This is a genomic window from Centipeda felix, from assembly GCF_900186465.1.
GTDB lineage: Bacteria > Bacillota > Negativicutes > Selenomonadales > Selenomonadaceae > Centipeda > Centipeda felix.
This window is the reverse complement of sequence record NZ_LT891959.1, coordinates 854,088-867,101: the sequence shown is the minus strand read 5'-3', so window position 1 is coordinate 867,101 and position 13,014 is coordinate 854,088. Positions and strand designations below refer to the sequence as shown.

The 13,014-nt window shown below is 60.4% G+C and carries 15 protein-coding genes; all 15 read left to right on the top strand.

Features of this window, described 5'->3' with window-relative positions; all coding sequences use genetic code 11:
• Positions 1-627, top strand: a complete 627-nt coding sequence (locus C1713_RS11545; RefSeq protein ID WP_009753079.1) for an acyloxyacyl hydrolase — start codon at positions 1-3, stop codon at positions 625-627.
• The gene (gene rnhA, locus C1713_RS11540; protein ID WP_102493996.1) at positions 627-1,280 is read left to right on the top strand and encodes a ribonuclease HI; all 654 of its coding nucleotides are present in this window, start codon (positions 627-629) and stop codon (positions 1,278-1,280) included. The genes C1713_RS11545 and rnhA overlap by 1 nt, the downstream gene beginning before the upstream one ends.
• Positions 1,281-1,406: 126 nt before the next feature.
• Positions 1,407-1,532, top strand: coding sequence for a secretion protein HlyD (locus tag C1713_RS12540; RefSeq protein WP_071884740.1), 126 nt, complete (start codon positions 1,407-1,409; stop codon positions 1,530-1,532).
• Positions 1,533-1,692: 160 nt separating this feature from the next.
• On the top strand, positions 1,693-2,460 hold the full coding sequence (locus C1713_RS11530) for an MlaE family ABC transporter permease (RefSeq protein ID WP_050342676.1): 768 nt from the start codon (positions 1,693-1,695) through the stop codon (positions 2,458-2,460).
• A 15-nt stretch (positions 2,461-2,475) separates the two neighbouring features.
• Positions 2,476-3,222, top strand: a complete 747-nt coding sequence (locus C1713_RS11525) for an ABC transporter ATP-binding protein (protein ID WP_009753076.1) — start codon at positions 2,476-2,478, stop codon at positions 3,220-3,222.
• Positions 3,219-4,499: an MlaD family protein gene (locus C1713_RS11520; protein ID WP_102493995.1), complete on the top strand. Its 1,281-nt coding sequence runs from the start codon at positions 3,219-3,221 to the stop codon at positions 4,497-4,499. The genes C1713_RS11525 and C1713_RS11520 overlap by 4 nt, the downstream gene beginning before the upstream one ends.
• A gap of 404 nt (positions 4,500-4,903) precedes the next feature.
• On the top strand, positions 4,904-5,140 hold the full coding sequence (locus C1713_RS12095) for a hypothetical protein (protein WP_170950820.1): 237 nt from the start codon (positions 4,904-4,906) through the stop codon (positions 5,138-5,140).
• Positions 5,074-7,038 carry a hypothetical protein gene (locus C1713_RS12535; protein ID WP_102493994.1) on the top strand — a complete coding sequence of 655 codons (1,965 nt, stop codon included), beginning with the start codon at positions 5,074-5,076 and terminating at the stop codon, positions 7,036-7,038. The genes C1713_RS12095 and C1713_RS12535 overlap by 67 nt, the downstream gene beginning before the upstream one ends.
• 98 nt (positions 7,039-7,136) lie before the next feature.
• Positions 7,137-7,412 (top strand): hypothetical protein, encoded by a 276-nt coding sequence (locus C1713_RS12530; RefSeq protein ID WP_009753073.1) that lies wholly within the window; start codon positions 7,137-7,139, stop codon positions 7,410-7,412.
• A gap of 117 nt (positions 7,413-7,529) precedes the next feature.
• Positions 7,530-8,630, top strand: coding sequence for an LptF/LptG family permease (locus C1713_RS11505; protein WP_039981106.1), 1,101 nt, complete (start codon positions 7,530-7,532; stop codon positions 8,628-8,630).
• A gap of 43 nt (positions 8,631-8,673) precedes the next feature.
• Complete coding sequence (locus C1713_RS11500) at positions 8,674-9,843, top strand: DUF3084 domain-containing protein (RefSeq protein ID WP_102493992.1); 1,170 nt, start codon at positions 8,674-8,676, stop codon at positions 9,841-9,843.
• The gene (locus C1713_RS11495) at positions 9,840-10,238 is read left to right on the top strand and encodes a RuvC family protein (protein WP_102493991.1); all 399 of its coding nucleotides are present in this window, start codon (positions 9,840-9,842) and stop codon (positions 10,236-10,238) included. The genes C1713_RS11500 and C1713_RS11495 overlap by 4 nt, the downstream gene beginning before the upstream one ends.
• 43 nt (positions 10,239-10,281) lie before the next feature.
• Positions 10,282-11,328, top strand: a complete 1,047-nt coding sequence (locus tag C1713_RS11490) for an MraY family glycosyltransferase (RefSeq protein WP_102493990.1) — start codon at positions 10,282-10,284, stop codon at positions 11,326-11,328.
• 231 nt (positions 11,329-11,559) lie between these two features.
• On the top strand, positions 11,560-12,717 hold the full coding sequence (gene wecB / locus C1713_RS11485; protein WP_102493989.1) for a non-hydrolyzing UDP-N-acetylglucosamine 2-epimerase: 1,158 nt from the start codon (positions 11,560-11,562) through the stop codon (positions 12,715-12,717).
• 30 nt (positions 12,718-12,747) lie between these two features.
• Positions 12,748-12,984 (top strand): AtpZ/AtpI family protein, encoded by a 237-nt coding sequence (locus C1713_RS11480; protein WP_050342698.1) that lies wholly within the window; start codon positions 12,748-12,750, stop codon positions 12,982-12,984.
• Positions 12,985-13,014: the final 30 nt, after the last annotated feature.

Genomic DNA, 13,014 nt, shown 5'->3' with positions numbered 1-13,014 from the left:
ATGTATGCAGCCGCACTCCTGACGGCAGGGGTACTTTGCCTGATGAGTGCCGCCAGTGCCGCACCGTCGCAGACGGCCGCGCAGGAGACGGTAAAGACCCCGCTGCAGCAGATGCACATGGGGACAAGCGAGGAGAAGAACCGCCGGGCGGAGATTCAGGCGGACTATTTCCAGCATCGCGGCGAGCGCCGCTACATCAATCTCTACAATCTGCACGTATTCCGCCAGTACAAGGAGATGCACGGCATGTCGCTTCACTGGGGACTGACCGTCACGCGCCCCGTCGGCTCGTGGGCGGAGAAGGATGCGCCGGATGTGCGCCTTGACTCGGGGGCGGTCGGCGTCGGCCCATCCTATATGGTGCGCTGGACGAAGCCTCTCGGGAAAAAATGGGAGGTCTCTCTCGACCTCACGGGCGGACTCATGGTCTACAACAAGGTGCATCCCGCGCACACGCGGAACTATGACTTCATGTGGCGCATCGGCCCACGCCTCACGTATAATTTCAACGATCGGAATGCGCTCAGCATCGCCTATCTCGGACATCACGTGTCCAACGGGCAGCGTACGAAAAACCCCGGCTATAACGGTGTCGGCATCTCGATCGGCTATCGGTACACCTACTGATGGCAAAGAAATTTTATGCGGTGAAGCGCGGGCGCAAAACGGGGCTCTTCACCGTCTGGGCGGAGTGCGCGGCACAGGTAAAGGGCTTTCAGGGAGCCGTCTACAAGGGTTTTATGACGGAGGACGAGGCGCGGGCATGGCTTGGCGGTGCGGACGCACGGACGGAGCAGCCCCGTTCCGCTGCGACGACGATAGAGCCTTCTGCCCCTGATGCGGACTACATCATCCACACGGACGGCTCATGCCTTCGCAATCCGGGCGGTGCGGGCGGCTGGGCTGCCGTGATCGAGACGGCGGCGACGGGTGCGGTCGAGGAGAAGAGCGGCGGCGACCCCGAGACGACGAACAACCGCATGGAGCTGACGGCGGCACTGATGGCACTCAGCGCCGTGCCGGAGGGGGCGCGCGTTGCGCTCTACACGGACAGTCAGTATCTTAAGAACGCCTTTACAAAGTTTTGGCTGCCCGCGTGGAAGAAGCGCGGGTGGAAGAAGGCGGACGGTGAGCCCGTGCTGAATCAGGATCTCTGGGTGCAGCTCGATGCGGCGTTTGCCGCGCGGCAGGTGCAGTTCCACTGGGTCAAGGGGCATGCGGGCAATCCGCGCAACGAGCGGTGCGATGCGCTTGCGCGCGCGGAAGCGGAGAGGTTTTAAGGGCGGTGGCGCGTATCGTCTTGTGACACGGTGCAATGTTCCGCGCGAACGCCTCGTTTGCAAGTGGTCGTGCGCTTATCTGCCTAGGGAATCGCTGATAAAATGAGGTATGCCAGATTGGCGTAGATTTTTTGTCCGATTGAGGCAGCAAACCGGACGCATAGCAAGAGCTATGTGGAGGATTTGCTAACGAAAAGCGGGCGAAAAAGATGCGTCAAGATGATCGTACCGAATTTATCAGTGCTTCCCTAAATACCTGCGCATTGTGAAACGCGCTTCGCTTGAACGACGCAATCCGCAGGGGGCAGAACGCGCACTTCCTCCACTTGCGCCACTAGGGTTCGCTTAGGAACATTGCACCACCGTCCTTTGTGGTGGAGAATCGCAATATCGACATGAGAGGAGGAACGCTGTGCAGCATATATTGGAAGCCATTGGGGCGTTCGTCCTCACGCATCTCGCGAATATCGGACGCATCGCGCTCCTGTACGGGGAGACGATGCGGCAGGTGACACGCCGTCTGCGCGTGCGGAGCATCGTCTACCAGATGGCGCATCTCGGCGCGGACTCCCTCCTCATCGTCGGACTGACACTCCTCTTTACGGGTATCGTGCTTACCCTGCAGATCGCCCATGAGTTCATCCGCTACGGTGCGCAGAGCACGATTGGCGCGGTCATTGCGATCGGCATCGGGCGCGAGCTGGGCCCCGTCCTCGTCGGTGTCGTCTGCGCGGGGCGCGTGGGCGCAGCGATTACGGCGGAGGTCTCGACGATGAAGGTCACGGAGCAGATCGATGCCCTGCGCGTCATGGCGGTCAGCCCTGTGAACTACCTCATCGTCCCGCGCATGCTCGCGTGCATGGTCGTCGTGCCGATCCTCACCGTCTTTGGCGACGTGATCGGCGTTCTCGGCGGCTACTTCACGGCGGTGTACTACTCGGGCATCTCGGGCTACACCTTCCTGCACTCCATCACGCAGTACGCGCTCCTCTACGACATGACCGGCGGACTCATCAAGGCGATTTTCTTCGGCAATGTTATCGCCGTCCTCGGCTGTTACTATGGCCTCCACGCGCCGAGCGGGGCGGAGGGCGTCGGTACGGCGACGATGCAGACCGTCGTTACCTCCATCATCGTGATCTTTATCCTGAACGCCGTGCTGACGTTCTTCCTCTTTTGACAAGGCGGTGGCGCAATGATACGACTTGAACACGTCACCAAGCGCTTTGGGACAAAGGAAGCCCTGAAGGACATCACGCTCACGATCAACGAGGGGGAGACGCTCGCCATCATCGGCGGCTCGGGCTCGGGCAAATCGACCCTCCTGCGGCTGATGATCGGCCTTGACCGCCCGACGAGTGGGGCGATCTATATCGGCGCGGACGATATCGCCGCGATGGATGAGGCGGCGCTCGACCGCGTGCGCCTGCGCATGGGCATGGTGTTCCAGTACTCCGCCCTCTTTGACTCGATGAGCGTCGGTGAGAACGTCGCCTTCGGGCTGCGTGAGCACACGGATAAGAGCGACGCCGAGATCCGCAGCATCGTCGCGGAGAAACTCGCCCTCGTCGGACTGCCCGATGCGGCAGAGATGATGCCGCAGGAACTTTCGGGCGGCATGAAAAAACGCGTCGGACTCGCGCGTGCGATTGCGACCGACCCCTCCATCATCTTCTATGACGAGCCGAGTTCGGGGCTCGACCCCATCATGACGGCGAAGATCGACGAACTCATCATCAGTATGCAGAAAAAACTCGGCGTGACCTCTGTCGTCGTCACGCACGACATGGCAAGTGCGTGCCGTATCGCCGACCGCATTGCCATGATCTACGACGGGGCACTCATTGCCGTGGACACGACGGAGCGTTTTCAGGACATCAAAGACGAGCGCGTACAGGCATTTTTCCGTACGATGCATCACCGCAAGGAGGCAGGAGCATGAGTGCAGAGGCAAAGGTGGGGGCGTTTACCCTCGGAGGCGTGATCCTCCTGATTGCTGTCGTCATATTCTTCGGCGGACTGCGCCTCGGCAGCAGCAGCGACTACACGCTGTACGCAGGATTTCACCGCGCCGTCGGGCTGAATCCGGAGGCGCAGGTGCTCCTCTCGGGCGTGCCCGTCGGGCACGTGCAGGACGTTGTGAGCGACGGGACGGGTGTCACCGTCTCCATGATCATAGAGCGTGGGGTGAAGATCCCGCGCGGCTCTGCCGTCACCATCGGGCAGCCCGGCATCATGGGGGATAAATTCATTATCATCACGCCGAACGGAAACAGCGACACATACGCAAACGGCGACTATCTCTACGGCACGGATGAGATGGGGATGGACACGATGTTCGTTGAGCTGAACAAGATGATCGTCCTTGTGCAGGAAATGCTCACCTCCGTCAACGCCATCGTGGGCGCGCCGGGCTTCCAAACCTCCGTCGTGCAGCTCGCCGTCAACATGGAGCACATCACGGCGAACCTCGACGGGCTCACGGCGACGCTGGAGCAGATGGCGGCGGAGAATCGCGGCGACCTGCGCGGCATCCTCGTGAACATGAACACCATGACAGCGAACCTTGCGCAGAGCACGGCGAGCGTCGAGCGCATCATGGCGAACCTTGAGAGCGTCGGAGCAGACCCCGCGACGGCGGAGAACCTGCGCCAGACGCTCGCGAACATTACCGATGCCTCGGGGCGCATCGCACGCATCGCCGCGGGCATCGAGGCGGTGGCAGGCGACCCGCAGACGCAGGAGGATGCACGAACCCTCATTCACAACGCACGCACGATGACGGACAAGGCAGGTGGGCTGATGGGACGGCTTAGCAGCATCAAGGTCACACCGAAGGTGGACATTATGTATAGCGGCAAGGCTGACGACTGGCGGACGAATTTCAACCTCGATGTCGGTGAGCAGCAGGGCATGTACGCCTCCTTCGGTGTGGACGACATCGGCGGCGGGGACAAGGTGAGCGCCCAGCTCGGAAAGCGTGGCAGCGCGTTCGGTGCGCGTGCGGGCGTGATCGGCGGCGCCGCAGGTGTCGGTGTCGACGCCTACGCGGGGGATAAATTCAAATTCTCCGCCGATGCCTATAACCCGAATGACCTCACCGTCCGCCTGCGCAGTCAGTATCAGCTCAGCGGCGGCACCTACCTCTTCGGCGAGTGGAATGCGGTGAACGACCACCAACGCCGCGCCTTCTATACGGGCATCCGACAGGAATTTTGAACGTACAGATTGACGTGTGATAAAACATGTATATAATGTAATTATAATCACACGACTAGACTTCGCATGCACGGAGGATGGGGAAATGATCGATCTGTATTTGTCTGATGGTACGGCGCATGGTCGGTGCCTGTTGACTTTATAAAATAAAACAAATGCTCTATAGCAGAAAGGGAGACTGCTGTAGAGCGTTTTTTTATCGAAAATAAACAGATTGTTACGCCTTTTTATGGGTTCTTTTCTTTTATAAAAATGGTTACAATTTAACTTGACATAAGGAAGAAAACAATATATCTTGTTAGGACAATGGAACTAGGGGGAGGCCCAAGGAAGGGAGGGTAGAGGTTCATGCGAGGAAATGTAAAAGGGGACGACATATAGCGCGCTATGTGTCGATTTTTTTGTTGTCCGGAGGATATGCGCTTCCCTCGCTTCTGCCGGTGTATGCGGCGGATGTGACGGTGCCCGAAGTTGTCGTTGATGCGTCTCATCCTGCGGTGACAACGAGTGAGCCGGGACCGATCAATAAGAAAACAACGCCTACCCCGCCCATCGGGAGCCAAATCGAAACGCCGTGGTCGGCAATGCTGCCGACCTCCCTCTTGCAGGCGATGTGCGTAACGTCGTCGGGAATAAGCTGACGATACGGGCGACCTCTGCGGCGACGATGGCGGGCAAGGGCACGATGCGCACGGCGAAAAAGGACCGTACGGAAAACACCGTGAACCTCGTCGATGGCAAGGTGCGCAATCTCTACGGCGGCTACACGAATGGCACTGGTCAGACGACGGGCAATACCGTCACCATCGGGGATGGGACGAATGCCCTTCCCACGGGGACGAATATCGCGGGCTACCTCTACGGCGGCAACAAGACCGTCGACACGGACAACAAGCTCGTGGTCAATACTGCGGTCAGCGTCAAGAACATCAAGCATTTCGAGAAAATTAGCTTTAACATCAGCCACGTCTCCAATGCGACAACGCCGCTCCTCAAGCTCACCGACGGCGTGCAGACGAGCGGGCTTGACTGGGATAAAGTGGAAGTCACAGGCGCGAACGATTTCGTGTCGAGTACGTATCGGACGCGTCTTGCGACACTTATGCACAACGACCAAGGTATCGACTTTACGAAAGCGGGCGTCAATACTTACAACCCCATTCGTGCGAAGAATCGCGAGAGTGGCGATCTTGAGTATACGATCGACACGGATAACCCAACGGTGACGGCGGCGAAAGAGGTCTATGTGGACGGCTTCCGCTTCCGCCACAACAAGGGCACGGACGGAAAGGGCGCAAAGCACCTCGCTTTGGACGGCACGGTCGCGGCAGCCTACGGCGCGAACGTCACGGTAAAAGACGGTGCGGCGCAGGACAATGCAGCAGAGATCTCAGGTGACACGGTGACGGGCAACGCCTACGGTGGTGCGCTCACGGCTGTCGCTGCGACGAAGAATGCCGCGGGAGGCAGTGCGCACATCACGGGCGGCTCGGTTGGAGGAAATGTTTACGGCGGAGCCATTACGGATGCGGCTGCGAGTGAGAACGTGACGGGAAGCTCCGTCCATGTCGCGGGCGGCACGGTCTCCGGTACGGCCTACGGCGGGCATAATGCCGGCACGGGTAACACGCTCGCCATCTACCCTGGACAGTCGGCCATCCACGATTTTTCCGGTGTGCAGAAACTGCGCTTCTACCTGCCGAATGACGCACGGGCAAGCTATACGCCCATGCTACAGCTCGGCGTTGCTGCGAAGGATATCCGCAATCTCAATATCGGTGTCGGCTTCTCGGGAAGCGCGCCCGTGTTGCACGGAAACGATGTAATCAGCCTCATGAAGACACTGCCGGGGGGAACTCTGCTGACTGATGCGGATATCGCGAATCAGATTGAGGGCACGCAGGGCGTTACGATGCGCTATCAGTTCGCACTCCAAAAGCGCGGCACCGATGAGCTCGTCCTCACCCTCATCGGCGCTGCGATGAACGACCAGACTAAGTCCCTCGTCGAGCCGCGTTGCGGTGCGACGGACTTCATCAATCGTGGGGCCGACCTTCTGGCGGCGTCGGGGATTTCGTCGGCGGCGAAGGAGGGCGGTCGGGCGGAGGACGACGAAAAGCGCGGCTATCAGCTATGGGCGGCGATGAGCCAGGGGACGATGCGCGCCGAGACGGGCTCCTATGTCACGACGAACGGCTACAACCTTAGCGTCGGCTGGGCAAAGGAGGGGAGGCTCAGGGCGGCTAAGACACTCTTTACCCCATTTGTGGAGTACGGCAGGGGCACGTATCACACATATCTCGACGACGGCACACATGGCAACGGCAAGATCAGTTACCTTGGTGCAGGCCTCATGGGCGCATCGAACGCCCGGACGGATGCTGGGCGGAGGCGGCGCTGCACGGCGGAAGAGTACGAAGCAGCTATAGCGATGATGTCTCTGTCGGGACGGTCTCGACCTACGACAGCGAAAATGCCTACTATGCGGCGCATATCGGCATCGGAAAGACGCGGCTGCTCCGCACGGGTGATACACTGAACACCTACCTGCGATACTTCTATTCACGGCAGGATGGCGTCAGTGCATAGCTCAATACAGGCGAAATATATGATTTTGATGCGGTTGCGTCGCATCGAATGAGAGTCGGATTCACCTTCTTGCACTGCGAGGATACGGGCAAGGAGATCTATGCGGGTCTTGCGTACGAGTACGAATTTGACGGCGAGGGTGCAGCATCCTATCAGGGGCTTGCCACGGACAGCCCTGCCCTGCGCGGCGGCAGCACGATGGTCGAGCTGGGCTATCGCTTTATCCCGCCGGACAGCCGTCTATCTTGGCACATCCACATGGCGGGCTGGCAGGGAACGCGGCGCGGCATGACGGGGAACATCCAGGTCAGCTGGGCACTTTGATTCAGTGCCATATGGGACTGCTGCACGTGCGGCAGTCCCTCTTTTGTCTCCTTGTCAAGGACGCTCGAAAATGATAGAATAAATAGGATGCAATTCTGCATCAACAAAGGGGAGAGTATGCATCTGAAAATCCGCATTCTTGACAAGTATATATTTCGTGAGGTCTTTCTGTCCTTTCTCTTTGCCATCTGTGCGTTCTCGGCAGTTTTCATCGGCTCGGGCACGCTTTTTCGCATTGCACAGTACATCACGGACTATGGGGCATCCCTGCCGTCCGTCATAAAGATATTCGTGTTTAGTCTGCCCGGGGTCGTCATGTGGACGTTCCCAATGTCGATGCTCCTCGCAAGTCTTCTGACGTTTGGCCGGCTCTCCTCGTCGAGCGAGATCACGGCAATGAAGTCCTGCGGCATCGGCTTCGGTCGTATTGCTGCGCCCGCGATTTTGCTTGGCTTTCTCGTGAGCGTCGGCGCGATCCTCTTCAACGAGCACGTCGTTCCACGCGCGAATACGGCGTACCGCAACGTGATCTACTACGAGATCGAGGGCAACTCGGGCATGAAGTCGCAGGAGCACGTCATCATCAAGGAGATCGAGGGCGGGCAGATCAAGCGTCTCGTCTACGCGCGCTCCTACAATGCCGAACAGCAGCAGCTGACGGGGGTCAGCCTGCAGATCTTCGGCGCGGACGGCAAGGTCTCGCACGTCGAGAACGCCGAGTACGCTGAGTGGACGGGCAGCGAGTGGATCATGCACAAGGGGGATGTCTACGACATCGCAGATGAACATCTCGAGCGGCGGATGCGTTTTGAGACACAGGTGCTCCCCGTGGAGAAGGATCCACGCCAGATCATCCGTGAGCAGAAATCCCCCGAGGAAATGACGATGCGCGAGCTGCGCCATCAGATCGCGCTCATGCAGACGCAGTATGTCAACACGAGCAAGCTCGAGGCGGAGCTCTATCAGCGCGTCTCCGTCCCCATGGCGAGCCTGATCTTTACGCTGATCGGCGTGCCGCTCGGGCTCCAGCCGACGCGCAACTCGTCCTCGGCAGGATTTGCGATGAGCGTCATCATCATCTTTATCTACTACGCGCTGATGACCATGGGAAATGCCTTTGCACGCGGCGAGGTGCTTCCGCCGATGCTTGCCGTATGGATTCCAAACATCGTCGGCATCATCGCGGGCATCATCCTCCTGCGGCGCGCATCGCGCTGAGGTTCGCTGCTGCTCTTGCCTGACGCATGAAGGAGGTGACGTCATGTACGGTGTTACGCTGATTCTCGTGCTCGCTGTCGTCGGCGGCGTCATCGCTGTCATCGGCGACCGGCTCGGCACGCGCATCGGAAAGAAAAAACTTACGCTCTTTGGGCTGCGCCCACGCCATACTGCGGTGGTCGTCACGATCTTTACGGGCGTCTGCATCACGACGGTGACCTTCGGCATCCTCGCGGCGGCATCGGAGAATGTGCGGACAGCGCTCTTTGGCATGGATCGGCTGAACGCCATGATCGCGGACACGCGTGCGGCACTCGATGCGACGGCATCGGCACTCACCTCGGCGGAGGATGCAAAGCAGCAGGCGGATGCGGAACTCGTGAAGTCCGAGGAGGAGATCGCCGGATTGCGCAGTGAACAGGACGATCTGCGTGCAGAGTCGGATCGCCTCTCGGCGGGCAACCGTGCGCTCATGATGGAAAAGGAAGGGCTGATCTCGCTCAACGGGCGGCTCTCGGGCGAGAACGCCAAGCTCCTGACGGACATCGACGAGCTCGGCGTGCGTGCCAATGTCCTGCGCGAGAACATCGTGAACCTGCGCGAGGGCAACATCGTCTATCAGGCGGGGGAGATTATCGCGAGCGGAACGATTCCCGCGGGGCTGACGCGTGACGAGGTGGAGCGCGGGCTGGAGGGCATCGCGCAGCTCGGCACGCGCAACGCCTCGACCCGCCTCGGCGAGAACCACACGGATCAGGATATATGGATCTACGGGCCGGAGTATGAGTCGGCGGTTCAGACCATCATGCACAGCCCCGTGGACATGGTCGTGCGCATCGTCGCGGCGGGCAATCTCGTGCGCGGCGACGAGATCCGCGCGACCATCCAGCTGTACCCGAACCGCATCATCTATCGCGGCGGTGAGCTGATCGCCGCGCGTGTCTACGCACCGGAGGGACAGGGACCAGCCGCGGAGCAGGCGGTCGTCTCCTTCCTGCGCGATGTGAACGAGGCGGCGTCGGCAAAGGGGATTCTCCCCGATCCGATCCGCGGGACGGTCGGCGTGATCGAGGGGGCGGAGTTCTATGGCCTCGTGCAGGAGCTGATGGCGCATACGGGGAACGTCGTTCTCTCCGCCTACGCGGCGGCTGATACGGATGCGATGGGGCCCCTGCGCCTGCGCTTCAAGGTCGAAAGTGAGAGCGGCAGTTGAGCGGCGCAGTTCTCGCCGTTGATCCCGGGCGAGAGAAATGTGGCGTCGCTGTCCTCTCGGCAGACGGCACAGTGCTCCTGCAGGAGGTCGTGCCGACGACGCAGCTCACAGCGACGGCGGCGCGTCTCATCCATACGTACGCACCGACGGTGATCATGGGCAACGGGACGACGAGTGCAGCGGCAAGGGCGCGCATTGAGGAACTCGGCACGGAGGTCACTCTCGTCGATGAGTATCGTACGACGGACGCGGCAAAGGCGGCCTACTGGACGGCGCACCCGCCGCGCGGCTGGCGGCGGCTCATGCCGCGCGGGATGCTTGTGCCGCCCGTGCCGGTGGACGATTTCGTCGCCGTGATACTTGCACAGCGATATTTGACAGAAGTGTCGCAATAAAGTAAGATGAAACTATATACATCTTTAAGGAGAGCAATCATTCATGCCCGATAATGTCTTAGCCTTTCTGGTCGCGCTCGGCGTGGCCCTCCTGTTGACCCCCGCTGTGATCGCCTTTGCGCGCCGCACGGGGGCACTCGACAAGCCCAACGCGCGCAAGGTGCACGTGCGCCCCATCCCGCGCATCGGCGGCATCGGCATCTATGCGGCGTTCATGGTGTCGATTCTCGTCCAGCTCACCTTCGTTGACCTCGCGTCCGAGTACATGACGAGTCTCATCGGACTCATGGTCGGCGGCACGATCATCGTCGCCATCGGCATCATCGACGACTACTGCGACCTGCCGGCAAAGGTGAAGCTGCTCGGGCAGATCATTGCGGCGGCCGTGGTCGTTATCGGATTCGATGTGCGCATCGACGTCATCACCGACCCGCTCGGCGACTATATCTACCTTGAGTTCCTTGCGATCCCGGCAACGATTTTCTGGATCGTCGGGCTGACGAATACGGTCAATCTCATCGACGGGCTGGACGGGTTGGCGGCGGGGGTCTCCTCCATCGCCGCGCTGACGATCTTCCTCGTTGCCATGGAGGAGGGCATACCGCCCGTCGCCATGGTCACCATTGCGCTCGCGGGGGCTGCGATAGGCTTCCTCTACTACAACTTCAACCCTGCGCGCATCTTTATGGGCGACACGGGGAGTATGTTCCTCGGCTTCATGCTCGCGGGCATCTCCGTCGTCGGTGCGGTCAAGAGCGCGGCGACCATCGCCCTCATCGTGCCGATTCTCGCGCTCGGCCTGCCGATCCTCGACACGACGTTTGCCATCGTCCGGCGCGCGCGCAACCACCGCCCGATCTTCAAGCCCGACAAGGGACATCTGCACCACCGCCTTCTCGCACACGGGTTCAGTCAGAAACAGGCGGTGCTGCTCATGTATGTCGTCAGCGCGCTGTTCGGCCTGTGTGCACTCGCTCTGACGGCGGTCAGCATCCAAGCGGCGGCACTCATCATACTGCTCGTCGCAGCGGCGGTATTCGTCGGCGCGCGCAAGCTGGGCATCCTCGGCATGGATGCGCCGCAGAAATAGCGTGTAAGAGAAAAGAGAGCTATGTGTCCCCCAGTGAACCTTAGTGAAGCATGTGAGTAAAGTGCGCGGTACGCCCCGACGGACTTCTTTCGTTCAAGCGAAGCGCGTTTAAGAAGTTCGTCGGTATTTCAGCGTACAAGCGCACGATCACATGCGGAACGAGGCGTTCACGGGGGACACATACGACAGTTTTATATACATGCTGCTATTCGCAGAGAGGAGCAGAGGAGAATGACCGGCAAAATCAAAGTCATGTCGATCTTTGGGACGCGCCCGGAGGCGATCAAGATGGCGCCCGTCGTCATGGAGCTGGCGCGCCATCCAGAGGAGATTGAGACACAGACGCTCGTGACGGCACAGCATCGGGAGATGCTCGATCAGGTGCTCCATCTCTTTCACATCGTCCCCGACTACGATCTCAACATCATGGCGGCGGGACAGACACTCTTTGACATCACCACGCGTGCAATGCAGGGCATCAACGAGGTGTTCCAGAAGGATCGCCCCGACCTCGTCCTCGTCCACGGCGATACGACGACGACCTTTGCGGGGGCACTCGCCGCGTTCTATCATCAGATCCCCGTCGGACACGTTGAGGCGGGACTGCGGACGCACGACATCTACTCCCCATTCCCCGAGGAGATGAACCGTCGCCTGACGGGCGGCATCGCGACGCTGCACTTTGCCCCGACGCCGACGGCACACGATAATCTAGCGGCAGAGGGCGTGCCCGAGCGGCGCATCTTCGTCACGGGCAATACCGTCATCGACGCGCTGCATCATACCGTACGCCCCAACTACGTCCTCCCGCCGGAGCTTTCGCAGGTGGACTTTGAGCACCACCGCGTCCTCCTCGTGACGACGCATCGCCGCGAGAACCTCGGCGAGCCGATGCGCCACGTCTACCGTGCCATTCACGATATCGTGGACGAGATGGGGGACGTGGAGGTCATCTTCCCCGTACACCGCAATCCGAAAGTACGCGAGATCGTACGTGAGGAGCTGGGCGGGCTGGCGCACGTTCACCTCATCGACCCACTGGAGTACGAACCGTTCGCCAATCTCATGGCACGTGTGGACATCGTGCTTACGGACTCGGGCGGGATTCAGGAGGAGGCACCTGCGCTCGGCAAGCCTGTCCTCGTCCTGCGCGACACGACGGAACGCCCCGAGGCGGTGACGGCGGGCACGGTGCATCTCATCGGCACGGCGCAGGAGCGCGTCTACGCCGAGACCAAGCGTCTCCTCACCGATCAAGCGGCATACGCGGCAATGGCGGAGGCAGTCAATCCCTACGGCGATGGGGAGGCGGCACGCCGCATCATCGAGGCAGTTCTCTACCACGCGGGACACATCCACACGCCGCCGGAGCCCTTTCGCGGCGCGTGACGGCTCGGTGTGAGAGAGGAGGGGACACCGATGCAGGAAAAGAAGCCAATGCCGTCGGGGATGGCAGATGCCATGCGCGCCTTTGGACTGCTCTCGGGGGTCGGCATCTACTTTGTCGTCTTTCTCGGCATCTTCCTCTTTCTCGGCCAATGCGCCGATGATTTTCTCGGGACGGGGCGCGTCTGCACCATCACGGGCATCCTCCTCGGCTTTCCAGCCGCGATCTACTCACTCTATCGGCAGCTGAAGTATTTCAAGCTGGTGTAATGGGACTGCTGCACGCCCCCATCGGCTCGC

Coding starts and splice junctions, on each gene's coding strand:
- C1713_RS11545 (WP_009753079.1), top strand. CDS start 1: ATGTATGCAGCCGCACTCCTGACGGCAGGGGTACTTTGCCTGATGAGT.
- rnhA (WP_102493996.1), top strand. CDS start 627: ATGGCAAAGAAATTTTATGCGGTGAAGCGCGGGCGCAAAACGGGGCTC.
- C1713_RS11525 (WP_009753076.1), top strand. CDS start 2,476: ATGATACGACTTGAACACGTCACCAAGCGCTTTGGGACAAAGGAAGCC.
- C1713_RS11520 (WP_102493995.1), top strand. CDS start 3,219: ATGAGTGCAGAGGCAAAGGTGGGGGCGTTTACCCTCGGAGGCGTGATC.
- C1713_RS12530 (WP_009753073.1), top strand. CDS start 7,137: ATGAGAGTCGGATTCACCTTCTTGCACTGCGAGGATACGGGCAAGGAG.
- C1713_RS11505 (WP_039981106.1), top strand. CDS start 7,530: ATGCATCTGAAAATCCGCATTCTTGACAAGTATATATTTCGTGAGGTC.
- C1713_RS11500 (WP_102493992.1), top strand. CDS start 8,674: ATGTACGGTGTTACGCTGATTCTCGTGCTCGCTGTCGTCGGCGGCGTC.
- C1713_RS11490 (WP_102493990.1), top strand. CDS start 10,282: ATGCCCGATAATGTCTTAGCCTTTCTGGTCGCGCTCGGCGTGGCCCTC.
- wecB (WP_102493989.1), top strand. CDS start 11,560: ATGACCGGCAAAATCAAAGTCATGTCGATCTTTGGGACGCGCCCGGAG.
- C1713_RS11480 (WP_050342698.1), top strand. CDS start 12,748: ATGCAGGAAAAGAAGCCAATGCCGTCGGGGATGGCAGATGCCATGCGC.